The sequence below is a fragment of the Herminiimonas sp. KBW02 genome, from assembly GCF_003852535.1.
Taxonomy (GTDB): Bacteria; Pseudomonadota; Gammaproteobacteria; order Burkholderiales; family Burkholderiaceae_D; genus Oxalicibacterium.
On the sequence record NZ_QAJP01000007.1, the window covers coordinates 68,820 to 93,225 of the forward strand.

A 24,406-nucleotide genomic window follows, 5' to 3' on the forward strand; every position below is an offset into this window, starting at 1 on the left:
GTTGGTGATATCTGATTGGCATCTGTATATAGCAAAGGAAATGTAAAAGATATAACGATTAAATAAATAATGGAACGATGATTCTCTGTGAGCTAGCGCGAAGTATCCGATCGAGACTAATCTTGGTACACGTATAGTTCATTCTCCCTAGACTAATCTCAATGATAAATAAGGGCGAAAAAAGGAGTAGTTTTGATCCATCGTTGGCGCCGGGTGCACCAGCGATGCTCCTGAAATTCTTGGCGTTGGCGTTATTGCTTTGCATCGTTGCCGGTACGGTACTCTTTCTTTACTGGCACTTCAGTAAGCTGGTATCTGTCCACAGGCGGCAGATGAATGCCGCCGCATACAGCGCGCAAATCTACTTCGATCAACGCGAAGAACTTTTGCGCTCACTCAGAAATTCTGCCATCCGCCAGTCTGCATCCCTGTCTGCTCCGCATAGCTACAAAGATGTGCGGCGTAGCGGTTTGACTGCGATCCCATTGCCTGCGGAAAGCCCGGCAAATAGCTGGACCTTGTTTCTTACTGAGCGTGACCTGGATGCGATCAGTTCGGCACATACCCGTTTGATTCATTTCCTGCCAAAGCAGCGCAAGAAGGCCACATCCATATGGCCTGTCGAAAGTGTGTCTGCAATTGTCAGTCCACGGCAAGCAGAAGTGATTGCGCGGGAGTTAACGAAGGTAGAGCATGCAAGTGACGAGCAGTTGTCGCAGAAGATGATCTGGCTGGATGTCTCCGGCAAGATGCGTGACAGCCTTTATATATTCAGTCTGCTTGATCCCAGCCAGCCCGCAGCCGGCTGGCTGGGCCTCGAGTTGCACAGTATAGATACCGGCATAGATTTTTCGAGTATTCATGGCAGCAGTTATGTCTTGCTGGATCAGAATGAGAACACGGTACTGCAAAGTGTGCCCGAATCAGAAATGCCGGGACGTTTGAGACAAAACTTTAAGGAAGATGCATTTGGTTTGTATGGGAATGATTTCTGGCCTGACTACATGGCACTCAACAAGAGAGTCGGAGAAGCTGGCTGGAACCTGGTTTATTACATACCGATAGGTCACTTACTCTATGACGGAAGATTGGCAATTCAGCTTGCGCTGGGGCTGTGCGCCTTACTCATCGCGGCAGTATTCTTCGGCATGCGCCACATCCGTGATCGCCTGATTATTCCTGCCATCAAGCAATACGATGCCTTACTGGACATGGCTTCATTTAGCCAGACCATGATAGAAACTGCACCGGTTGCCTTATGCGTGCTGCGGCGTGCGAATGGCAGCGTGGCACTGGCGAATGAACTGACACGTAGCTGGTTTGCGGGCGAGGGCGCCTGGCAGGCCAGGGTGCTGACCAATCCTTACACTGATAAGGACAGGGAAATGACTTTGCGTGGCGGGCGCAAGGTCTATCTGACGATCGCGCCTACGCGTTACCGGGGCGAGGAGGTTTTGTTATGTGCCTTCATCGATATCACTGCGCATAAACGTATCGAAACTTCATTGTTGCAGGCGAAGATCACTGCTGACGAGGCAAATACGGCCAAGACAGTTTTTCTTACGACCATGAGCCATGAACTGCGTACACCTTTGTATGGGATGCTGGGCGCGCTGGAGTTGTTTTCCCTGACCGCAGTCACGAATCAGCAAAGGATGTATCTGCAGGCGATGCAGCAGTCATCATCTATTTTGCTGAATGTCGTGAGCGATACGCTCGATATCTCGAGCATAGAAGCGGGTCAGGTGAAGCTGGATATGGCGCCATTCTCACCGTTGGCGCTGATAGAAGAAGTAGTGGCTACTTATGCTGCGCGTGCCGAACGCAAGGCTCTGGATATATACAGCCTTCCCGATCCTCGTATTCCTGATGCGCTGACCGGCGACGTAATACGCATCAAGCAGATACTCAACAACCTGATGAACAATGCCATCAAGTTTACGGAGACGGGGCAAGTTGTTGTCAGGTCGGAGTTGTTGAGCGCCACGAAGGAAATGGTGACGCTGTCCGTACACGTAGAAGACACAGGGCAAGGTATAGAACCGACAGATCTGGTTCATATATTCGAGCCTTTCTATCAGGTTGAGCGCGATGCATTGCTGAAAAACGGTACGGGCCTGGGTTTATCTATTTGCAGGCGATTCGCGCAAATGATGGACGGAACCATGAATGCCACGAGCGAACCTGGCGCAGGGAGTATTTTTTCTTTGACTATATCTCTGCCCGTTAATAAAGACGCGGTAACACAAGACAATCCGGTGCTCTCGGGCGTGAAAGTTTATGCGCACTCCGAATACGGCTCCTTGTCGCAAAACATATGTGACTGGCTTGCCTTATGGGGTGCCAGTGCCCATTGCTATGACCAGAAGCAGCAACAGGACGACGGACAGTCGATCCTGCTGGATATCGTTTCGCTTAAAAAACTAATGGATGCCGCATGGAAAGGCCCACGCATCGTAGCGAGATTGTCGGCCTCATCGCTGGATGATGAAACCAAAAGCAAGTCTCTGCAGGTTCAATCCTACAGCGTGCGTTCTATTGCAAAGGCCATCGGCAGGGCACAGCGTTATCACGACGCGGCAGAGCCGGTAAAAATCAAAGCGCGGACCACCGCGCTGAACCTGAGCATCCTGACGGTGGAAGATAACCCGATTAATCGAATGATCCTGAAAGAACAACTGACTTATCTGGGCTGCAAGGTTGAGTTTTCCGGGAACGGACGCGAAGCGCTCGACAGGCCGGACGTGATGGAGTTCGACATCATTCTGACGGATGTGAATATGCCGCTGGTGGATGGCTATGAGCTTACCGCCCGTCTGCGCAAGCAGGGATATCAGAAACCCATCTTTGGCATTACTGCCAACGCAATCCCTGAGGATGAGCAACGCTGTCGAGCCGCAGGCATGAATATGGTCCTGACCAAACCTCTATCTATCGCGGCCCTGGAGGACGGGCTGCAGAGCATACATTGAGGAATATGGTGACGACCCATTCTGACCAAAGCCTGACGCTCAATGCGATCAATGAAAGCAGCAGACACACTGCAGCTCAATTGATTTCGTATGAGTATTTCGTCGATAACAAGTTGTGGCTGCTTCTTGGCATCGTCATCTTGTTAGTACTGTTGGCAGGACTCGTTTATGTCATTTTTTACATGCGTAAAAGGGATGCGCACGAGCGAAATGCGGCGCAGGACGTGGGGAACGATATCGATGACGATGGCGGCCGGACGCAAGACATGGTGCAGATACCAGCCAAATATCGCGAGGTCTTTGTACAGACCATGGAAGAAGACCTGGGCATTCTGAATCAGGCACTCGATGAGGCGCGTGTGAGGGCGGTAATGAGTATGTTGCACCGTATGCACGGTGCGTTGGCGGCGGTTGGTTTGACTGAGCTCGCTGAACGATGTGAGCTGTTGGGGAAAGAGGGGAGATTGCGTGGCCTTGACGATGATCTGGAAAGGCAGATTGCCGAACTGGCGCGTGATTTGATGCGTGTGATTCGGTGGCAACAAACTATTTGATAACTATAGTAGGTGATTACTTTATGAGAAAACAAAGCGTCATTATTGCGGATGATCATCCATTGATTCTGATGGGCTTGCGTGACCTGGTGGAGAAGGATGCCAGTTTTGAGCTCGCCGGCGCCGTATCCAGTTCCAGTGCACTGATTGCACTGGCACGGGAGAACCTGACCGATATACTCATTACCGACTATTCGATGCCGGGTGACGATATTTATGGTGACGGCATACGCCTGATCAAATATCTGATACGACATTTTCCACAAACGAAGATATTGATTGTGACGATGATGTCCAATCCCATGATCATCTCTGCGCTATACGATGCAGGAGTGTATGCAGTGGTCAGGAAAAGCGACGATCCGGCGGAGTTCATCGCGGCCCTGCATATACTGCGTCTCGGACGTAAGTACTTTCCACCCAGTTTTCAGAAGGACAGCAAGGCTAACGAACGCACGAAATTCGTTGGTGAGCGGATTAACAGCCTCTCGCCGAAGGAGTTTGAAGTCTTGCGCTACTTCATTCAGGGCAAGCCTATTATGCAGGTAGCGTTACATCTGAACCGCAGCATCAAGACTGTCAGCGGACAAAAAATCGCCGCCATGCATAAGCTGAACGTGAAGACGGATCAGGAGTTGATTGCGTTTTGTCTGGAAACGGGATTGTTCCAGTGATTGTCGACGAGCATCTGTTCCGTGAACATGAATGATGCTGTCGTTTTCAGGCGCTATATTTCTCTGCCTGGATCTAACGATACCCGGCTGCGAGCATCTCACCCGGCGTGACGCCGGTCCAGCGCTTGAATGAACGGCGGAAGTTGTTGAGGTCATTGAAGCGCAGGTAGTGCGCTACATCCTGATTGTTGTAGCCTCTGACTTCGTACAGGTAGAGTGCAACGTGCATGCGTGCCAGGTCGAGTTGTTCCTGAAAGTGGGTATCGTGCTTTTGCAGCTTGCGTTTGAATGATGCCGGGCTCATACCAAATGCCTCAGCTACGCTATCCAGATTGAGTGGTTGACGAATATGTTGACGCAGATGGTTGTACAGCATGCTGAGGAAGCTCTCTCGTGCGTCCAGTGTATCCATCTGTAGCTGGCTGCCTACCTGTGCAGCGCGCAGGGCGATGGCGGAGGCGCCGGGCCAGGGGCGATCCAGGCAGGAAAGCGGCAGGCTCATCATATTGAGTTGCTGATCGAATGAAACTTCTTCATTCATATGCACCCAGTATTGCTCTATGTAAGACGGCTGTGCATACGTGCAGCTGAAGCGCCATGGCATGCGTTCGCCGGATAACCAGTGCGTCATCGACGAGACTGCCATCATGCTGGCTTCGACCAGGAAGGTCAGTGTATCGCCCGCGCCGCAACTATCCAGCCAGTAGATATGCAGATGTGTATTACTTTGGATCATGCGCGGAGTCAGCAACGGCGATAGCAGTGCATGTGAGTCACACAGGTGCTGGATAGCCTTTCCCAGGTTTTCTGATTGATGCAGTACCTGGCTGACATCACCATAGTAGCCAGGCAACAGGCGTTCGCCATAAAGAAAGCTGGTGTCATCCGCAGCCAGATGTTTTTGCGTGTTGGCAATGAGGGTGCGGAACTGCAATGGCGATATGCGTTTCTTTCCGGTCAGGATGTCGTCCACGAATAATTGCGTTCCGCGCAACAGGAGATGACTGTCCACCTCGCGTGAAATACCCAGATCCAGCAGGATTGCCGGTTGATGGTGCGCAGCGATGAAGCTGGTGTCGCACTCGTACCATTCGCCCTTGATAGCCACGGAACGTTCTCAGGCAATACCGGCGGGTTGGCGTGCGTGCGTCAGATCTATATTGACGCGTTTGATCAATGTCTCTGAGTCTTCATTGTCTGCCAGTGTGCATCCTGTGCTTGCGTTCAGCCAGATGCGTTCGCCTGCGGATGCGGTTTTATACGCGAGGCTGGCGACTGCAGCCCGCAATTCTTCGGCGATCTGTCTGGCCGATGCCAGCGATGTGTCAGGCAGGATCGCGATAAAGCGATCGCCGGCCAGGCGGCAGAGTAAATCCTGATCGCGCAAATTCAACAACAACAGCTGCGTGACAGCCTGCAATACCTTGTCACCTTCGAGCGGGCCAAAGCGACGATTGATCAGATGAAAATCATTGATATCGATCGCGACCAGCGACAGCGGACGCGTGCTGTTGCTCGATTCCGCCAGCGCCATTTTAACTTGTTCGCGCAGATAAGCGGCGCCGCCGAGAGGCGTAAGTTTGTCAAACAGGCGCTCATCCCGAAACACGCGTTCGCGTTTGGTCATCTGTCGCCGTATCGCCAGTTCTTCACGATGCCACTGATAGATGCCTATGCTCAGGATGACCAGGCCGATAGGGATAGGAAGGTTTTCCAGGAGGTTGTCCCAGTGCACGGTGGGAGGAATGACGATAAATTCATCCAGTACATCCATCCACCACGAAAAAATAAAGCAGCACAAGCCGACGGCAAGCAAATGCGTGACGCGACCTGACGGGCGACTGGTCAGGAGCAGCGCCAGCCATAACAATGCAAACAAGGCAGTGCCGCCTTCGGCGCATACGTCCATCCAGTCTATAAGCGCCCAGGGCTTCACGTCTCCCGCCATCAGGTAAAGATATAAACCTGCAGCGGCGCATATGGCCAGGCCTGTGAGTGTCAGGGTGCGATTGTTGGTAATGGGTCTGGAGAGCATGAAGTAAGCGCTGGTTCGTATTGAATGCGCTCATGCTAAACGTCAAACATTGCAGTTCTGTGACAACGAAGTTTTGTGTGGGTCAAATCAGCGCAGCGCAGATTTCTTTTTTTATTCATATTTATTTGCGTTGCGGAAACTGCGATCAGTTGCGGCAGCGCCTGCCCCCTCTGGCCGTGGGCGTATTTTTCATCCTGCATCATTTGCATAGTGGCCATATGAGTTTGTTTGCGGATGTAATCCGTGACAGTCAAATCAGCTCACTTTCACCCTGAAACCAGCCTCGTAACGCTGTTTTAGCCATGTTCGCGGCATGCGTGTCATCTAACTGTCATGAAGTGCAGTCAAGATTCGGCCCGGTGTCCCGTGTGGGACGAAATGCAAGATAGCCGATCAAGGGGAGTGGCACATGTATGCATGCAGGGAATCAACAATAGCTTTCAGAGCAGGTTTCAAATTAAGTCTGATGGCATTGGCAATCACCAGTTTTTCAACCATGTCGTTCGCACAGGACGGCGCGGTTGAGTATGTCGATGTCGTGGGGCAGGCGGCGCGTATCGACAAGGCATTGAGAGAACAACGTAATTCGGACAGCATTGAAAGCGTGGTACATGCAGATGCAATCGGTCAGTTGCCGGATGATAACGCCGCAGAAGCGTTGCAACGTATTCCGGGTGTGTCCGTGGAGCGTGATCAGGGAGAAGGTCGCTTCGTCAGCATACGCGGCATCGCACCAGACCTGAATAGCGTCACCATCAATGGCACGCTGGTGCCGTCGCCGGAAAGCAGCCGCCGCGCAGTGGCGCTCGACGTATTGCCGAGCGAACTGATCCAGTCGATCTCTGCAGTCAAAACCCTGACGCCGGATATGGACGCGAATTCATTGGGCGGTACCGTGAATGTACGCAGCCTTTCTGCTTTTGATCATAAAGGTCTGTTTTACACGCTGTCGACGGAAGGCAGTCACGATACCAATTCCGGACACAACAGCCCGAAAATCTCTGGCGCATTCAGTAATCGTTTTGATGTCGGCGGCACTAAGAACTTTGGTGTAGCTGCAGCACTGAGCTGGCAGAAGCGCAAGTTTGCATCCGATAACGTTGAAACCGGCGGCAAATGGGATTTGACGAATCCGGGCGCACCACGACTGGAAGAAGCCGAGCAGCGTCGTTATGAAATTACCCGTGAACGCCTGGGCCTGGGTCTGAACTTCGACTACAAGCCGGATGAAAACACCAATCTTTACCTGCGCACGCTATACAGCCGCTTTGCTGATACTGAGCAGCGCAATGCCGCCGGTGCGAAATTTGACAGCGCGCAACTGCCGGGCGAGACCGGTGATGCAGAAGGCTATCGCGAGCTCAAGAGCCGCAAGGATACGCAGACCATACAGTCGTACTCACTGGGCGGTGATCGCACCATCGGTTTGTGGAAGGTAGACGGTCAGTTTGGCTTCAGCCGTGCGACCGAGAACCAGCCGTTTGGCATTGCAGGCGCAGTTTTTGAAGGCAATGGAAATTTTTCAGGCGTTGGTTATGTCAATTCCATGCGCCCGGTATTAACGGCATCTGGTGGCTTCTATGATCCTTCGCAATACACTTTGAAAGAAGTGGAGATGGAGTCCAAGAAATCGACCGACACCGAGAAAAACGTCAGACTCAACCTGGCGCGCCAGTACGACATCCAGGGTTACGCTTCCGAAGTCAAATTTGGCGGCAAGATCAGCCGTCGCGAAAAGAAGACGGATACGAATGTCTGGAACTATGACAACTTCGGCGCCGCTCCGGATGGCATGGGCAGCTATGTCGGCGGCAACGTCAACTATCAGCTAGGCCAGTTCGGTCCTGCTATCAGTGACCCTGCGATCCGCAACCTGATCGGCGGTCTGGATAAAAATGCGGCCTACGATGAAGAGAAATCGCGCATCAACGATTTCCGTATGACTGAAAACATCAATTCGGCATATGTCATGAACACCATAGACATCGACAAGCTGCGCCTGATTGCCGGCCTGCGTTACGAAGGTACCCGCTTCACAGCCAGCGGCACCGGCCTGAATGACGGTAACTATGAAGCGAGCTATACCCGCAAGAGTTATCACAACTGGTTGCCGGGTTTGCATGCGAGTTATCAGCTGAACCAAAACACCAAGTTGCGCGGTGCATGGACCAGTACCGTGGTGCGTCCGACATTTGAAGCACTGTCTCCTGGTTTCTTGATTGATAACGATGAAGCGAGCTTCGGTAATCCCAATCTGAATCCGCTCAAGTCCAAGAACATCGACGTCGGTATCGAACACTATATGGGGCGTGCCGGTGTGCTGTCTGCCTTCGCCTTCCACAAGGACATCGACAACTTTGTCTATCGCTCTGACCTCGCTGGTACCGGTCGCTGGGCCAGCTTCCGTGAAGCGGTTACCTACGCCAATGGTGACAAAGCAAAGTTGTCGGGCGTGGAACTCGCCTATTCGCAAAAACTGGATTGGCTGCCTAAGCCCTGGAACAACGTACTGGTCGGCGCCAATGCCACATTCAGCCGTTCGCGTGCTGTGATCGACGGCCTGGGTCAATCGCGCACCATCGATTTGCCTAGCCAGTCCAGTCGCGTGGGTAATCTGATGCTGGGATGGGAAGATAAAAAGCTCAGCATGCGCATCTCTGCCAACTACAAGTCCAGCTATCTGGCGGAAGTGGCGGCTATCGATAATCCGGCGCGTGACAGCTATGCCGATGCACAGACCTTCGTCGATCTGAGTATCGCTTACTACATCACACCCAAGGTCAAGCTCACTTTCATGGCGCAAAACATCACCGACGAGTCTTACTACGTCTACATGGGTCGCAAGAGCTTGAATACGCAGTATGAACAGTACGGTCCTACCTACCGTATCGCGCTGACGCTGACCGACTTCTGATTTGAAAGAACCATACATGCATATTTCAACACCTTTGCTGAAGGGCGGGCTGGCGCTCGCCTGCCTGCTGACGCTGTCAGCTTGCCAGCATGCACCCAAATCGGCTGCAGCAAGCACCTCAAGTGCAGTCGTGTCAGTCAAGCCTGCGGCGGCGGTAGTTACGCCGCTGGCGCTGAGCATGAGCGCGGTCGATACTGGCCTCAAGACAGAAATGGCGCAGTTACTGGCGCCGCAAAATATCATCCCCGGAGCAGATCGCCTGGTGGTCAGCAAGAAGAAAGGCATTTTGCTGCTGAATAAACAGGGCGAAACGCTGGACACATTGACGGGTACTTTCGGCAGTACCGATCATCGGGCTGACGGCAATGGACTGTTGCTGGCAGCGGTCGATGCGGATCGTCAGCAAGCCATGATCACCAGCCGCCTCAGTAATCAAAAGGGCTGGACGCCACGGCAATATATACCGCGCCGTGATTTCAAGATTGATGGTGTATGCCTGTATCAGGATGAAGCCAGCAATGCATTTGTATTCCTGGTTGGTGAAGAAGGCCTGGGCGAGCAATGGCTGGTCGCCAGCAAGGCAGTACCGCTGGCGACTCCGCAACGCATACGTCGCATGAGCTTGCCGCCGGAAAGTTCGACGTGCGCGGTCGATGATGCAGCAGGCCTGATGTACGTGAACGAAGAAAAGGTCGGACTGTGGGCCTACGACGCACATCCGGAAGCAGAGCTGGCGCGCTATCCGGTCGGCCTGCGTCAGCCTATGGGCGATATCGCCGGTTCTGCCGCGGGTATGGCGGTAGTGCCGGGTGGTGTGTTGCTGCTGGATGCGGATAAAGCGATGCTGCATCGTTATGCCCGCGATAAGAAAAATACCTGGCGCACACTTCCTGCAATTGCCTTGAATTCTTTCGATGAACCGGAGCAACTGAGTGTCCGTGTCAGCGGCAAACAGATCGATGTACTGGTTCAGGACGAGCGCGGCTTGCACCGCGGTGTGCTTGACTGGTTGCCTGCTGCGCCGCAAGCAGTGAAGCGCTTGCCAATACTGCAGGCACAGGTACAGACCGATCTGGTGCCTAGCCTGGGCGATGCGGCCGATGATCCGGCGATTTGGGTGCACCCGACCGACGCTGCCCGCAGCCGTGTGTTCGGTACTGACAAACAGGGTGGCTTGCTGGTGTACGACATGAAGGGGCGTAAATTGCAGGACTTGCGCGTAGGTCGCCTGAACAACGTCGATGTCCGTTCCGGCTTCATGCACAAGGGGAAACTCATCGACCTCGCGGTAGCCAGCAATCGCGATCACGACAGTTTGCATGTGTTTGCGATAGATCGCAGCAGCGGACAAGTATCTGAACTCGGCCAGTACCCGACCGGGCTCAAGGATATCTACGGCATCTGCATGTTCAAGGATGCGCAAGGCAACATCGATGCCATTGCTAACGGTAAAGATGGCAGCTTCATGCAATATCGCCTGACTTCATTGAACGGCAAGGTGCAAAGCCGCCTGGTGCGTCAGTTCAAGGTGGCAACGCAACCGGAAGGATGCGTCGCCGATGATCACGGACAACAACTGTTTGTCGGTGAAGAAGATGTGGCGGTGTGGGCACTGGATGCACGTGCAGAAGCACCGACTGCGATGACCAGGGTCATTGGTGTAGGCGAGGTTGCACATGCCGACATAGAAGGCCTGGGCTTTTATCGCGGTGCACGTCATACCTATCTGGTCATTTCCAGTCAGGGCAACGACAGCTATGTGGTGCTTGACGGCCAGGCGCCGTACGCCGTACGCGGTGCATTCCGGATCGGCCTCAATGCCAAGGCTGGAATAGATGGCGTCTCGGAAACAGACGGACTGGAAGTGGTCTCTGCCAACCTCGGAGGCATCTGGAAGCAGGGCATGCTGGTGGTGCAGGACGGGCGTAAACGCATGCCGGAAGGCAAGCAAAACTACAAGTACGTGCCGTGGTCTGCCGTCGCAGACGCATTGGGACTTGAATAAGCGTTTGTCATCAAGCGGCAACATGAATGTCATTTAATAGGCTGCTCCGCCTTCACTGGTGGAGCGGCAATCAGGAGTAAGCATGCACAATGCAATGGAAAAAATGACGATATGGGGATTGATCAGCGACGCCAGCCTGCTGGTACAAGCGGTCATGCTCATACTGGTCGCAGCGTCTGTCCTCAGTTGGTATCTGATCGTCTTGCGTTCCGTCGCGCTCAAGCGCGAGGAAGCAGAAGTGGCTGAGTTTCAATCCAGCTTCCGCGCAACGGCGGACCTGCATCATTTATATAACGACAGCAAAAAATCGGCGCACGAGCACGGTGGTTTGCAAACCATTTTTGTCGCCGGTTATCACGAATACCTGCAATTCCGTAACGAGCCAGGCATCACCGGCGACATCGTGCGTGAAGGTGTAGAGCGCGCCAGTCTGGTCAGCATCGGCGAACAGGAAGCGCGTCTGGAACACGGTTTGTCGCTGTTGGCAACCATCGGTTCGGTCAGCCCGTACATCGGCCTCTTTGGCACCGTATGGGGCATCATGAATTCCTTCATCGGTTTATCCGAGGTGCAGCAGGCGACCTTATCAACGGTAGCGCCGGGTATTGCAGAAGCACTGATAGCTACCGCTATCGGTCTGTTCGCCGCGATTCCTGCCGTCATCGCCTACAACCGTTTCAGCGCACGTGCTGCGGCACTGGCTGCGCGTTACTACAACTTTGGCAATGAACTGCAGACACGCCTGCATCGCCTGATGCACATTGCGCGCAAGCCGGTGGAAGCACTGGCGGCCTGAGGAGTATAAACATGCGCAAACCGCAAACCAAATACGGCCCTAAAGCAGAAATGAATGTGGTGCCTTATATCGACGTCATGCTGGTATTGCTGGTGATCTTCATGGTGACAACGCCTATGCTGCTGCAGGGGGTGCAACTGGATTTGCCGAAGGTGGCAAATGAAGCGATCGCCACCAATGAGAAACAAAAAATCCTGACCTTGTCGGTGCAGGCTAATGGCAACTATTACTGGAACGTCGGCACGGATATTGATACCACCAGTCGCAGCGACAGTGCGGTCGATATAGATGAAATGGCGAGCAAAGTCGGCCGCATCATAGCCGAGCATGGTGATACCAAAGTACTGGTACGCGCTGACAAGTCGGCGGATTACGCCACTGTGATTGCCGGCATCGCTGCCTTGCAGCGCGGTGGTGTGACCAATCTGGGCCTGATTACCGAGGCACCGCAATGAGTGCGATGGCCTTGCCCGTACATCCATCCATCTCGCTGCCTGCTTTTGGCCGGATACGTGCTGACCGCAGTCTGGCAATAGGTCTGACGCTGGGTTTGCATGTATTCCTGGGTGCCATGCTGCTGGTGAACTGGCATACCCAAGAAAGCAAACTGGTGCCGCTGAACAGCATCAAGGTTTCCATGATCGCGTTGCCTGCACCTGCGTCGGACGCGATGAAGGTCGTGCCTGCCAGTGCGCCGCCGCTGCAGAAGCAGCCAACTCCTGTACCGGCAGAATCACCAGCAGAACTGGCACGCAAACGGGTAGAAAAAAAGCCGGAAGAAAAGCCGCGGGAAATAGTCCCTAAACCGAATGTCCCTGACTACGCAGAGCAGCAACGTAACGAGGAAATGCAGCGCCAGGCAGCGCGCAGGGATGCAGAGGCACGTCAGGCGGAAGAACAACGCCAGCGCGATGCCCATGCAGAAGGAGCACGACAGGAGGTTGCACGGCTGGCCGCCAGTCGCCAGTACCTGCCGATAGATAAACGTGCGCCCGCTTATCCGCAACGTGCACTCGATCAGGGGCTGGAAGGTACCTGCACCGTCAGCTACACGGTCAACACGGCTGGCCGGGTGGAGCAGCCACAGGTTGCGGGCGAGTGTCATCCACTCTTCATCCGTCCTTCACTGGAAGCGGCCAAAGGCTTCCGCTATGAGCCACGTATCGTCGACGGAAAAGCCGTGGTCGTACCCAATGTGAAGAACACCTTTCAATACCGGATAGAACAGCAAGCCGCTGCATCCGCCAACTAAGCCCACGCATGAAACAAGCATTCAATGACTTCCATGACAGCATGGAAGCGCATGACGATATCGTCATCAATCCTGGAAATAATCCGTCGCTAGATCAACTGCTGGATGGCGGACGTCGACGCCTGTTAAAAGGCGGGATCGGTATCGCAGCCTTCGGTTTTCTCGGCGGCGGCTTAAGTGCATGCAGTACAGCGTCTACGAATACGAGCGCGCCGCTGATCGGATTCCACGGTGTTCCGCCGCAAATGGAGCAGGCATTTGACAGGGTAGTGGTGGCAGAGGGTTACACGGCGCGCGCTTTTTTCTCATGGGGCGATGCAGTCGAGCGCGCCGCCACACCGTGGCAGGCCGACGCCAGTGATGACTGGCGTGCACAGTTGCTGCAGGCTGGTGAGAATCACGATGGCATGCACTTCTTTCCTTTTCCCGAGCATCCGAATAGCCATGGCTTGCTCGTGATGAATCATGAGTACGTCAATCCGACCTTGCATCCGAACGGCATGAGCAAAAGGGATGGCAAGCGACCATTGCATGAAGTGCGCAAGGAACAGGCAGCACACGGCGTCAGTGTGATCGAAGTGCAGAAGGATGCGAGCGGCACATGGCAACGGGTGTTTCCATCCAGGTTTAATCGTCGTATTTCAGCTTTGACGCCCATGCGTATCAGCGGTCCGTTGGCCGGACACGCCGCGATGAAAACCGTAGCTGACCCGAGTGGTACTGAAGTGCTGGGCACGATCAATAACTGCGCAAATGGATTTACTCCATGGGGCACTTACCTGACCTGCGAAGAAAACTGGCACAACTATTTCGTCAATCGCGACACACAGGATTACGCACAGCGTATCTCGCACAAGCGCTATGGCATCTCTACCAGCGCCAGCAAAAACTACCAGTGGGAAACCGCCGATCCACGTTTTGATGCAACGCCGGATGCTGGCAAGGAGCATGGCGGTTACGTCAACGAGCCACATCGCTTCGGCTGGGTGGTGGAAATTGATCCCTTCGATCCGCACAGCAAACCGGTCAAGCGCACAGCGTTCGGCCGCTTCTGCCGCGAGTGCGCCACCTTATCGCTGGCAGATGATGGACGTATGGCTTTTTATTCTGGCGACGATACGCGCGGCGAATACATCTACAAATTCGTTCCGCATGGTCGTTACGATGCGCGTAATCCGCAGGCCAATCGCAATCTGCTGGACAGCGGCATCTTGTACGTCGCCAAACTGGCTGCTGATGGCAGCGGACGCTGGCAGGCATTGGTGCATGGTGCAAACGGACTGACGGTACAGAACGGATTTGCCAGCCAGGAAGACATCTTGCTGAACGCACGCACTGCGGCAGACTTCGTTGGTGCCACGCCGATGGACAGACCGGAGTGGGCAGCGGTGCATCCGGTCACGCGCGAAGTGTTTGTGACGCTCACCAATAATAATGAACGCGGCAAGAAAGTGGCGGTAGATGCGGCGAATCCACGGCCACAGAATTTGCATGGGCAGATCGTACGCTTCCGCGAGGCAGGTGATGATCCTGCGGCAGTGGACTTCAAGTGGGCTATCTTCTTGCTGGCAGGTGAGCGAGCTGACAGCAAGGATGCGAACGGCAAGCCGTTGTCACCCAACCTGGTCGGTAATATCAACGGCGATATTTTTTCATCACCGGATGGACTGGCGTTTGATAAGGATGGCCGACTGTGGATACAGACCGACTATGACGATGACGCGCAGGAAATGCAGGCCATGGGTTGCAATCAACTCTTGTGTGCCGATACGGTAACGGGTGAAGTTCGGCGCTTCCTGGTCGGCCCGCGTGGCTGTGAGTTGACGGGTATGAGCTGGAGTCCTGACGGTAGGGCGATGTGGATCAATGTCCAGCATCCGGGTATCAGCTATCCGGCTAGTGATGGCAAGACACGGCCGCGGTCGACGACGGTGTTGATTACGCGGAATGATGGCGGGGTGATTGGGGCTGCGTGAGAGTGGAGCTGAGTAGGCAGTGTTGTAGGTTGCTCATGTTAGGATTCCTTCAAAGAGTCAGGGGATTATGTCTTTTCGCCAAATAGAAGACGTGGATGCGTGGGTGCAAGCCAATGGTGGGGTAGACCGCTTGCGTGCATGTATATCAGTTGGGATTTTCGGTAATGATGTCCGGTCGATTGCACTTGCTAATGAATGGTTGCGATTGGAAGAACAAAAAGTGAATGCTGATCAAGCCAACTTTGATCGCGAACTTCGTGTGCGTGAGGTCGCAGCTACCGAAGATGCTGCGAAATCGGCAAAGCTGTCGGCACGATGGGCATTCCTGGCCATGTTGATTTCCCTTGCAGCGTTCGCGGTTGCAGCGCTCAAATAGCATGGTACGATCCCTGCCAAAAATAGGGGAGAAGAATGAAAATAGACTGGCGAGATAAATCGAATTGGTTCGCTGGAGTGCTTTTGTCAGGCGTAGCGTTTCTTGTGATCTACAGAATTGGTAATTTTTTCGGTTTGGATAAAAATACTTGGGCCGCTTGGGTTCAAGCGATAGGTTCGATTTTTTCCATTTGGACAGCATTTTTCATTCTTAGAAGACAGCGCGAACATGGACGGCAACTTGTAATAGATGCGGAAAATCGTGTTTTGAAGAAGCAAATAGAAGTTGTCGATCAAATAGTTCGAAACCATATGCTTATGGTGAAGAATATTAGTTATTTATTTAGTTTTGGGACAACGATTAATGCTCATACAATTGATTTGGAATCCAAGCTTGGGTACGGGAAAGGGAGTGTTGCAACCATTCCTTTGTACGAACTTGGTTCCAGTTCGATTGCGCTCAGTATTCAACAATTGCGGACTGCTACTGAAATTTTGGAGAATGCGCAGATACGAATCGGATCTGCTGATCCCAGTTTGAGTGCCGACAGGGATATTTCAAATTTTCTTAAACAAGAGTCGCATGAAGCAAATAAGCATTTGGAATTGGCCGAGTACAATTTTGAAATGGGCCTGGAGCAGTTGAGATCTAGCTCTGTCTCGTAGTATTTTTTTATGCCTGGCATGAGCCATGCCATTAGTTACACGCGGCGAGCTGTTTCCAGTGTCAGGGGCTGGATAATTAGTGCGGCCTAGCGCTGATGCTAGTTCTTTAGTCGTTAGGTGTAACTGGAAGCAGGCACTGAGCAGTACCTTAAGTTCTTGATCTGAAATGAAAAACGCACCCAGTTGGGTGCGTATTCAATTATGGTGCCGAGAGCCGGAATCGAACCGGCACGCCTTGCGGCGCGGGATTTTGAGTCCCGTGCGTCTACCTATTCCGCCATCTCGGCAACGCAAGCTGAGCATTATGCTCGATTTGCCGGATTTGAGCAAGACTCATCGTGCTCGAATATGCTGCCTGTACGCAAAATTTTTACAAAATCGATAGCGAATCGACACTACTGCGACATTACTGTGGGGTTGCGGCCGGGGCATTGTAGACGCGGCGATACAGGCGGAAGCGTTCGTCACGATCAGCCGGACGACGGCCGTGCCAGACCAGTTGCCATTGCTGGCTGGAACGGGTGATGGACTGTGCCGCATCGTTGCCGCGATGGTTGTCCTGCAGCAGCAGGTAGTCGCAGTTCTTTTCGCCGAATTGCGCGAATTCTATCTTGCCGAAGTAGGCGAACGAAGCGCGCTGGGCCGGGCCCACATTCGAGGCAACACAACGTTTGACCGTCGGCAATGCCGCATCGATCTGCTGCGCGACGCTGACATAGCTCTTGATGTAGTTACCCCATGGCAGCCACAGTGTCATCAGCAGCAACCAGCACAGGATGATGCCACCGGACGAGAGTACGACGGCGCGCCATAAGACCGACGGGCGACGCGAGACGCGCCAGTAGACGATCCAGATCCAGCCGGCGGACGCCGCAGCGGCAACCAGCAGGATGAAGAGGTTGAATTCAGGTTTGAAGCCCGGTGCGATCTTGAATGCGTTCTTCGCCAGTTGTGCCGGCCAGCCGGTTTGCTTGGCGATCCAGCCTATCCAGATGAAGGCTGCGCAAGTGGTCAGCATCATCACCGAGAACCAGTCCACCGCATTGATGGCGCCACGCTTCATGGTCGGCAAGCCAAAGGCAGCCAGGATCGCGAGCATAGGCAACAGTGGCAACAGGCTGGCTTCTTCACCATGCGAGTTGAGCAGTGCCAGCACCAGAAGTGCGGCAAAGAAAGTCAGCGGCAGCGTGATGTGCAAGGCTGCGTGCTGGCGACGCCAGGCATACACCGCCCAGATCGCGAACGGCCAGGCCGGCCATGCAAACCAGATCGCATTCTTCAGGAAGTATTGCAGGGTAGACCAGGATGGTGCGTCAACCAGGTGGTAGTTCCAGGCCATCCACGCATCTATCGGCGAGCTGCCGTATGGTTGCACTTGTTGACTCGCCCATATCCACGCGCCAGTGATGGCGGCGGCCAGTGGCAGGGTAACCAGTATCAGGCGTGGCAATAATGCGCGTTCGCGGATTGCGGCGAGCACGATGATGCCTATCCATAAGGCAAATGGTGTGACCCAGCCGCGGGTCAGGGCCAGCAAGCCGAGTGCGCTACCAAGCACGACTGCACGACGTATGGTGTGTTCTTCAAACAGGCGGGTGGTGGCATACAGCGCGTAGGCGACCAGCGAAACCTGCAGTGCTTCCGAGGTGGTGCCGTGGCTGTGTACCAGCAAGCCGAGGCAGCCGAGGTAGATCAGCAGTGCGCCGTCAGCCAGGGTGCGGCCGAAGTCTTTCGGTTCAGGTTGTCCGCCGAAGGCAAGCTTGAGCGGTTGTGCTTCAGTGCGGCGACCCAGCAGGTAGGTGGTGTACCAGACCGCGCTGGAGCCGAGCAGGAAGAAGCAGATAGGTGCGATGCGCGCAGCCATGGGCGCGCCGACCAGCCAGCCGAATAATTTGATGCAGATGGCGCCGAACCAGAACGCCAGCGGACCTTCTTCCGGCATCGCTAGGCCGACGATATTCGGTGATAACCAGTCGGCCAGTGTGCCGGTGGCCATGGTCCACATGATGCCAAAGCCGGCCGCGTCGTCCGGTTTCCACGGGTCACGGCCTATCAGGCCGGGCAGGATGTACAGCAGACACAGTGCGAACAAGGCCCAGCGCGGGAGTGCGAGTGTAGCGGAGGCGGGCAGGCGGACTGGCTTCATGAAGGGGAAATTATTTTTATTTGATCCGGCGTTATTGTGCCGCAAAAATTCTGTATCAGTGCAGCGGATTGATCCGTATAGAGTGAAAAGAACGGTTTCCGACACACCGAAAGGCACATGGGGCCTGATGCAATAATAAAAAAGGCAGCCGTAGCTGCCTTTTTAAAACGCGGTGACGAATTATTCTGCCACGCTTGTTTTGGAACCGACGGAACCGAATTTCTTGCGGAATTTGTCCACGCGACCTGCGGTATCAACGATTTTGTGTTTGCCGGTGTAGAACGGATGCGATTCCGACGAAACCTCGATCTTGATCAGTGGGTATGTAGCGCCTTCAAATTCGATGGTTTCACGAGTTTGAATGGTCGAACGGGTAATGAATTTGAAATCGTTAGACATGTCTTGAAACACGACTTCGCGATATTCTGGGTGTATGCCTTCTTTCATTTTTCTGCCTTGGTTAGTTTGGTAGCCAATCGTCACTTCGTCGGTCGCACAGCTTCTTGACCCGATTGTCGATCACTTGCCTGGGTTGGAACGAGCCGGAGATTATACAATGAAATCATGGGTTTGCGATAGATTTGGCAACAGCGGTGTTACAGTTCGGCACTAAGAATAAAAGGAGACTCTGTGACAATAGGTTTGCAAAGTGGCATGAGTACGTTGCTGCAGGTGGTGGAAGCCTGCGGCATCATTGCATTTGCCTGCTCCGGCTTTGTCGAGGCACGGCGTAAGGATATGGATTTGGTCGGGGTATTTATTGTTGCCTTTGTGACAGCTTTTGGCGGCGGTACCCTGCGCGATATGCTGCTGGACCGACGGCCGCTGTTTTGGGTCGAGCATCAGGAATACGCAATCCTGGTCTTTGTCCTGGCTCTGTTGGCCGGGCCGTTTTTGCCGCATTTACGTTCTGCCGTCGCTGAAAAGACGATAGTCGTGGCCGATGCCCTTGGTCTTGGTTTGTTCAGTGCGGTCGGTACTTCGCTGGCGATGGAAGCGCAGATGCCTGTATTTATCTGCGTGATGATGGGTGTAACGACCGGTATTTTCGGTGGTGTGTTGCGCGATGTCTTGTGTAACCAGATACCGATGGTGTTCCGCCGTGAGCAGTTGTACGCGACCTGTTCATTGCTCGGCTGTACTGTGTATTTGTTGCTGGAGTGGCTGAATATGACGTCGGCTGTGGCGCTGATCGCCAGCATCCTGGTGACGTCGGTGTTACGTCTGTTGGCAGTGCGACGGAACTGGCGTTTGCCCGGATAAAGCAAAGACCAATAAAAAAGCCCGCTTTCATTTGTAGTGAAAGCGGGCTTTTTGTTTTCAGCCGAATACAAGCTGAAAAGCAGATGCAGGATCAGGAATTGCCGCGACGCATCATGTCGAAGAATTCGGCGTTGTTTTTGGTCGCCTTCATCTTGTCGAGGATGAACTCCATCGCTTCGATCTCGTCCATGCCGTACAACAGTTTGCGCAAGACCCAGATTTTTTGCAGTTGATCCGGTTTGATCAGCAACTCTTCGCGGCGGGTGCCGGATTTGTTCAGGTTGATGGCAGGGTAGACGCGCTTCTCGGCCAGACGGCGTTCGAGATGGACCTCCATGTTGCCGGTACCTTTGAATTCTTCGTAGATCACGTCATCCATACGGCTGCCGGTTTCGATCAGCGCGGTTGCGATGATGGTCAGCGAGCCGCCTTCTTCGACATTACGTGCCGCACCGAAGAAGCGCTTAGGACGTTGCAATGCATTCGCATCGACACCACCGGTCAGTACCTTGCCGGAAGCAGGGATCACGGTGTTGTAGGCGCGTGCCAGACGAGTGATAGAGTCGAGCAGAATCACGACGTCTTTTTTCATTTCGACCAGGCGCTTGGCTTTTTCCAGCACCATTTCAGCAACTTGTACGTGACGTGTCGCTGGTTCATCGAAGGTCGATGCCACGACTTCGCCGCGGACCGAACGCTGCATCTCGGTCACTTCTTCCGGACGTTCGTCGATCAGCAACACGATCATGACTGCTTCAGGGTGATTGGTGGTGATCGCGTGTGCAATGTGTTGCAGCATCACGGATTTACCGGATTTAGGCGATGCAACCAGCAAGCCGCGCTGACCTTTACCGATAGGTGCGATCAGGTCGATGATGCGGCCGGTGATGTTTTCTTCGCCACGCATATCGCGTTCAAGCAGCAATGGCTTGTTCGGGTGCAGCGGCGTCAGATTTTCAAACAGGATGCGGTGTTTCGAAGCTTCCGGCGATTCGCCGTTGACCTTGTCTACCTTGACCAGTGCAAAGTAGCGTTCACCGTCTTTCGGTGTGCGGACTTCACCTTCGATTGAATCGCCGGTGTGCAGATTGAAGCGGCGGATTTGCGAAGGCGAAATGTAGATGTCGTCTGTGGACGCCATGTAGCTGGCGTCGGGCGAGCGCAGGAAGCCAAAGCCATCAGGCAATACTTCGAGGGCGCCATCGCCAAAAATTTGTTCTCCTGATTTCGCGCGTTTCTTGAGAATCGCGAACATCAGTTCTTGTTTGCGCAAGCGCGCAGCGTTGTCGATGTCCAGGCTAATTGCCATTTCTAGCAGTGCGGAGACGTGTAACGCCTTTAATTCAGATAAATGCATATGTTTGAGTTTCCCAGGATGGGAGATAAAAAGGTGGGGGAGGGAACGACGCGGTGAAGTTGGTAATCATGCAGCGATGCGGGCGCATCGCTGCCTTTTTTAATTATTTCAGATGTTGCTATCGATGAAGGCGGTCAATTGACCTTTGGCCAGTGCGCCTACTTTTTGCGCAGCTGGTGCACCGTTCTTGAACAAGATCAGTGTAGGAATGCCGCGGATACCGAATTTGGCCGGAATCGCCTGATTGGCGTCAACGTCCATTTTCGTGATCTGGATTTTGCCTGCGTACTCTTTTGCAACATCTTCCAGGATAGGTGCAATCATTTTGCACGGACCGCACCACTCTGCCCAGAAGTCGACCAGAACAGGTTTGTCGGATTTCAATACGTCTGTATCAAAAGATGCATCGGTAATATGTTTGATGTTTTCGCTCATGTTTGCCTCAGTCTGAGGGGAAAAGGATAAATCTGCGCCTGGGCATCACCTGCCAATTGGTATTTGCCTGCAGCGACTCCGCTTACTGAAGCTCAGATGGAGACGTTGCGATTTAATTCAAGTTTTGAAGGTGTAACCAGAGGTGATCAGGCGGGGTCTGGGCAAATCATAACCTATTTTATAAAAAGTGGGGCATTGCTCGAAAAATTTCACGCGTGTCGCATAAAATGCAAAACCGGATAGTCTGTCGCTACTAATTCCATTGATTTCTTCAACTGAGCCCCTGATGCTGCCTCGCACTGTATTAATTCCACCTTCCGCTGCCTTTTGGGACGATGCCGCAAGCGCATTGTTGCAAAGTGATGCGCTGGCGGAGGCGCAGCCATCAGTACAGCGGGATTTATCTTCATTACGGGTAGTGGTCTCGACTTTCGCGCATATACAACTATTAAAGAGTGCGCTGGGACGGCAACTGGGCGGGGCTTTCATTCCGCCGACGATTACCTCGCTGGGTGAATATATACGGTTGTTACCTCCGCAAACCGGTGCCAGTGCCACTGCACCCAGCGAACGACTGATGTCGCTGTATGCGGATCTGCGCCAGCATGCATGGCTGAAGAAGCTCTTTAGTGCGCGCCGCAATACTGATTTATTGCCACTGGCGGAAATCCTGCTCGCGCTATCAGATGAATTGACGCAAGCCATGCTGCCTGAGTTGCAGGTGTCAACTGATGTCGCCGATGCACGCTGGCAAGCAGCGCTGGAGCAATTGTCACCGGTGGCGCGCAATTTGTTGTCAGATGAAACGCAGCTGGTGTGGACCATCTGGAAAAGCCAGCTGGATGCCAGCGATGCGATCGTGCACCGCTTTGCGCAAATGATGCGTATTGCCGGGCAGGCGCAATTGCCATTGTTCTGGATCAGTCCGGTAGCAGCCGATGCGCTGGAGCAGGCTTTCCTCGACGCTTATCAGGTGAACCGGCCTGTGGTTGCGATCACGCTGGACTGGCATGCGCAACATATTAATAGTACCTATGCTGCTGCCTGGCCCGAGTTGCTGGTGGATGAAGAGGCTCTCGCAAGTGACGCATTGCCATTGGCAACGCCAGCGGGCTTGTCTTTATATGCCGCGCACAACCTGGAAGCAGAAGCCAAAGCCGGTGCACAAACCATACTGGACTGGCTGCAACAGGGCAAAACGAATATCGCCATCGTCGCGCAGGATCGCGTAGTCGCACGTCGCATTCGTGCGCTGCTGGAACGTGCACAAGTGATCGTGGCTGATGAAACCGGCTGGAAGCTATCAACTACGCGCGCTGCTGCGGCGCTGGCGTCGTGGCTGGAACTGGTGGCAGCGCGTGCCGAAACCATCGCCTTGCTGGATTTCCTGAAGTCGCCGTTTGTCTTTTCTAATACTGACAATAAAGCCGATCTGGTCATGGCGAGTGAGCTCGCTTTGCGTCGTGCCAATGTGCTCGGCGGCTGGGATGCGGTCGGCGACGCGCTGACGGCGATTCCTGCGGCGCAGAATATGGTGAAGCTGCTGGCACAACAGGCGACCGGTTTCAGCAAAGGTAAAACCTTGTGCGACTGGATCACCGCCAGCCAGCAAACGCTGGACGCACTTGGCATGCGTGCTGCCTTGCAGGCGGACGGCGCTGGTGCGCAAGTGCTGCAGTTGTTACAGGATATAGAACAGGACTGCGCCGCAGTCGGGCATATCTTTTCATTTGCCGAATGGCGCGCCTTCCTGAATCTGCAGCTGGAAGCAACCGCCTATGTGCAATTGAACCGCGACCGTCGCGTCGTGATGCTGCCGTTGAACGGTGCGCGTTTGCGTAGCTTCGATGCGGTCTTGCTGGTCGGGGCCGATGCCGAGCATTTGCCATCGCAACCGAGCGAAACCTTGTTCTTCGCGAATGTGGTGCGGCGTGAACTGGGCCTGGCAACACGTGAAAGCAGACAACGCCAGCAGTTGCGTGATGTGACGGAGTTGCTGTCGTCGAATGCGCTGGTTGTGATGTCATGGCAGGCGCATAAGAACGGCGAACCGAATCCCGTCAGCCCGTGGATAGAGCGCTTGCAGCTGAGTCTGGCGCGCGCTGGTTTGCCGGAAGTCGCAACGCATCGAGTCGAGATCGCACCACGCGGCCTGATACCGGCGCCGCTGAGCATGCCGGCGCCACATGCTGCCGTCTTGCGCCCGCAAAAGCTTTCCGCCAGTGGCTATAACAGCCTGGTTGCTTGCCCATATCAATTCTTTGCCACGCGCATGCTGGGTTTGTCCGGACTCGATGAGTTATCGGATATGCCGGAGAAGCGCGATTACGGTGACTGGCTGCATCAAATCCTCGCGATCTTCCATACGCGCTTGCACGAAGTTGCAAAGTCCGAGCGTGCCGCTTTGCTGCAAGAGATCACAGACCAGGTATTCAATCTGGCACTGGATAAAAGTGCTGCCGCACTGGGTTATTACGCGCGCTGGCAAAAAGCGATGCCCGCTTATCTGGAATGGTTAAGCGAGCGCGAAGCGCAAGGCTGGCATTTTGTGCTGGGCGAAGAGAAGTTTGAAAAAGTATTGCGTTGGGATGATGGCGAAATCATCCTGCACGGTCGGGTCGATCGCATGGATGAGAATGAAGCCGGCGAACGTGCGGTGCTGGATTACAAGAGTACCAACCAGAATGCGCTGCGGGAAAAACTCAAGCACGGTGAAGACCATCAATTGCCGTTCTACGGTTTGCTGTCGGATGTGCCGCTGGCAAACGCGCTGTATATCCCGCTGGAAGCCAGCAAGGACAAGATCAAGGAAGTGGAATCACCCGACTATGACAATTGGCAGCAGACTTTGAGTACGCAAATCGTCAACAGCATGCGTGCGATTGCGCATGATGCGCCTTTGCCTGCGACTGGCCCGGAATCGGTATGCCAGTACTGTGATGTGCGTGGACTATGCCGCAAGGGAGCATGGTAATGCGCGGGCCGG

At 53.9% G+C, this 24,406-nt stretch carries 20 protein-coding genes and 1 tRNA gene; 13 read left to right on the forward strand and 8 right to left on the reverse strand.

Going from position 1 to position 24,406, the window contains the following annotated elements:
• Nucleotides 1-332: 332 nt before the first annotated feature.
• From DBR37_RS12355 to DBR37_RS12365, 3 genes are read left to right on the forward strand one after another with little or no spacing between them, the layout of a single operon-like run.
• Nucleotides 333-2,972 (forward strand): ATP-binding protein, encoded by a 2,640-nt coding sequence (locus DBR37_RS12355; RefSeq protein ID WP_158610249.1) that lies wholly within the window; start codon nt 333-335, stop codon nt 2,970-2,972.
• A gap of 5 nt (nt 2,973-2,977) precedes the next feature.
• On the forward strand, nt 2,978-3,526 hold the full coding sequence (locus tag DBR37_RS12360) for an Hpt domain-containing protein (RefSeq protein ID WP_124574797.1): 549 nt from the start codon (nt 2,978-2,980) through the stop codon (nt 3,524-3,526).
• A gap of 23 nt (nt 3,527-3,549) precedes the next feature.
• A complete protein-coding gene (locus DBR37_RS12365; RefSeq protein WP_124574798.1) occupies nt 3,550-4,200 on the forward strand; it encodes a response regulator in 651 nt (216 codons plus the stop codon).
• Between the two features lie 73 nt (nt 4,201-4,273).
• On the opposite strand, the gene DBR37_RS12370 is transcribed toward DBR37_RS12365, so the two are convergent.
• Genes DBR37_RS12370 through DBR37_RS12380 form a run of 3 tightly spaced genes read right to left on the reverse strand, consistent with a single transcriptional unit; the run spans nt 4,274 to nt 6,453 of the window.
• Nucleotides 4,274-5,308, reverse strand: a complete 1,035-nt coding sequence (locus DBR37_RS12370; RefSeq protein WP_124574799.1) for an AraC family transcriptional regulator — start codon at nt 5,306-5,308, stop codon at nt 4,274-4,276.
• Between the two features lie 9 nt (nt 5,309-5,317).
• Nucleotides 5,318-6,235 carry a GGDEF domain-containing protein gene (locus tag DBR37_RS12375; protein WP_124574800.1) on the reverse strand — a complete coding sequence of 306 codons (918 nt, stop codon included), beginning with the start codon at nt 6,233-6,235 and terminating at the stop codon, nt 5,318-5,320.
• Nucleotides 6,236-6,270: 35 nt separating this feature from the next.
• The gene (locus DBR37_RS12380) at nt 6,271-6,453 is read right to left on the reverse strand and encodes a hypothetical protein (RefSeq protein WP_124574801.1); all 183 of its coding nucleotides are present in this window, start codon (nt 6,451-6,453) and stop codon (nt 6,271-6,273) included.
• Nucleotides 6,454-6,701: 248 nt separating this feature from the next.
• On the opposite strand from DBR37_RS12380, the gene DBR37_RS12385 reads away from it, so the two are divergent.
• From DBR37_RS12385 to DBR37_RS12420, 8 genes are all read left to right on the forward strand, one after another.
• On the forward strand, nt 6,702-9,149 hold the full coding sequence (locus DBR37_RS12385) for a TonB-dependent receptor (protein ID WP_233588365.1): 2,448 nt from the start codon (nt 6,702-6,704) through the stop codon (nt 9,147-9,149).
• A 16-nt stretch (nt 9,150-9,165) separates the two neighbouring features.
• The gene (locus DBR37_RS12390; RefSeq protein ID WP_124574803.1) at nt 9,166-11,154 is read left to right on the forward strand and encodes a phytase; all 1,989 of its coding nucleotides are present in this window, start codon (nt 9,166-9,168) and stop codon (nt 11,152-11,154) included.
• Between the two features lie 82 nt (nt 11,155-11,236).
• Nucleotides 11,237-11,950 carry a protein TolQ gene (gene tolQ / locus DBR37_RS12395; protein WP_124574804.1) on the forward strand — a complete coding sequence of 238 codons (714 nt, stop codon included), beginning with the start codon at nt 11,237-11,239 and terminating at the stop codon, nt 11,948-11,950.
• Nucleotides 11,951-11,961: 11 nt separating this feature from the next.
• Nucleotides 11,962-12,405, forward strand: a complete 444-nt coding sequence (tolR, locus tag DBR37_RS12400) for a protein TolR (protein ID WP_124574805.1) — start codon at nt 11,962-11,964, stop codon at nt 12,403-12,405.
• Nucleotides 12,402-13,202: an energy transducer TonB gene (locus DBR37_RS12405; protein ID WP_124574806.1), complete on the forward strand. Its 801-nt coding sequence runs from the start codon at nt 12,402-12,404 to the stop codon at nt 13,200-13,202. The genes tolR and DBR37_RS12405 overlap by 4 nt, the downstream gene beginning before the upstream one ends.
• Before the next feature lie 8 nt (nt 13,203-13,210).
• Nucleotides 13,211-15,178, forward strand: coding sequence for a PhoX family phosphatase (locus DBR37_RS12410; RefSeq protein WP_124574807.1), 1,968 nt, complete (start codon nt 13,211-13,213; stop codon nt 15,176-15,178).
• Between the two features lie 67 nt (nt 15,179-15,245).
• Nucleotides 15,246-15,554, forward strand: a complete 309-nt coding sequence (locus DBR37_RS12415; RefSeq protein WP_124574808.1) for a hypothetical protein — start codon at nt 15,246-15,248, stop codon at nt 15,552-15,554.
• Between the two features lie 35 nt (nt 15,555-15,589).
• Nucleotides 15,590-16,219 carry a hypothetical protein gene (locus DBR37_RS12420; protein ID WP_124574809.1) on the forward strand — a complete coding sequence of 210 codons (630 nt, stop codon included), beginning with the start codon at nt 15,590-15,592 and terminating at the stop codon, nt 16,217-16,219.
• A 202-nt stretch (nt 16,220-16,421) separates the two neighbouring features.
• On the opposite strand, the gene DBR37_RS12425 is transcribed toward DBR37_RS12420, so the two are convergent.
• The 3 genes from DBR37_RS12425 to DBR37_RS12435 form a co-directional block, all read right to left on the reverse strand.
• Nucleotides 16,422-16,506, reverse strand: a tRNA-Leu gene (locus DBR37_RS12425).
• 119 nt (nt 16,507-16,625) lie between these two features.
• Nucleotides 16,626-18,365: a glycosyltransferase family 39 protein gene (locus DBR37_RS12430; protein ID WP_124574810.1), complete on the reverse strand. Its 1,740-nt coding sequence runs from the start codon at nt 18,363-18,365 to the stop codon at nt 16,626-16,628.
• A 180-nt stretch (nt 18,366-18,545) separates the two neighbouring features.
• Nucleotides 18,546-18,812 (reverse strand): type B 50S ribosomal protein L31, encoded by a 267-nt coding sequence (locus DBR37_RS12435; protein WP_124574811.1) that lies wholly within the window; start codon nt 18,810-18,812, stop codon nt 18,546-18,548.
• 207 nt (nt 18,813-19,019) lie between these two features.
• On the opposite strand from DBR37_RS12435, the gene DBR37_RS12440 reads away from it, so the two are divergent.
• Complete coding sequence (locus DBR37_RS12440) at nt 19,020-19,628, forward strand: trimeric intracellular cation channel family protein (RefSeq protein WP_124574962.1); 609 nt, start codon at nt 19,020-19,022, stop codon at nt 19,626-19,628.
• A 91-nt stretch (nt 19,629-19,719) separates the two neighbouring features.
• Here the strand turns inward: DBR37_RS12440 and rho are convergent, their stop codons facing one another.
• Both rho and trxA read right to left on the reverse strand, forming a co-directional pair.
• Nucleotides 19,720-20,985: a transcription termination factor Rho gene (gene rho / locus DBR37_RS12445; RefSeq protein WP_124574812.1), complete on the reverse strand. Its 1,266-nt coding sequence runs from the start codon at nt 20,983-20,985 to the stop codon at nt 19,720-19,722.
• A gap of 108 nt (nt 20,986-21,093) precedes the next feature.
• Complete coding sequence (trxA, locus tag DBR37_RS12450) at nt 21,094-21,420, reverse strand: thioredoxin TrxA (RefSeq protein WP_012078487.1); 327 nt, start codon at nt 21,418-21,420, stop codon at nt 21,094-21,096.
• A gap of 286 nt (nt 21,421-21,706) precedes the next feature.
• On the opposite strand from trxA, the gene DBR37_RS12455 reads away from it, so the two are divergent.
• On the forward strand, nt 21,707-24,394 hold the full coding sequence (locus tag DBR37_RS12455) for a PD-(D/E)XK nuclease family protein (RefSeq protein ID WP_124574813.1): 2,688 nt from the start codon (nt 21,707-21,709) through the stop codon (nt 24,392-24,394).
• The last annotated feature ends 12 nt before the right edge of the window (nt 24,395-24,406 follow it).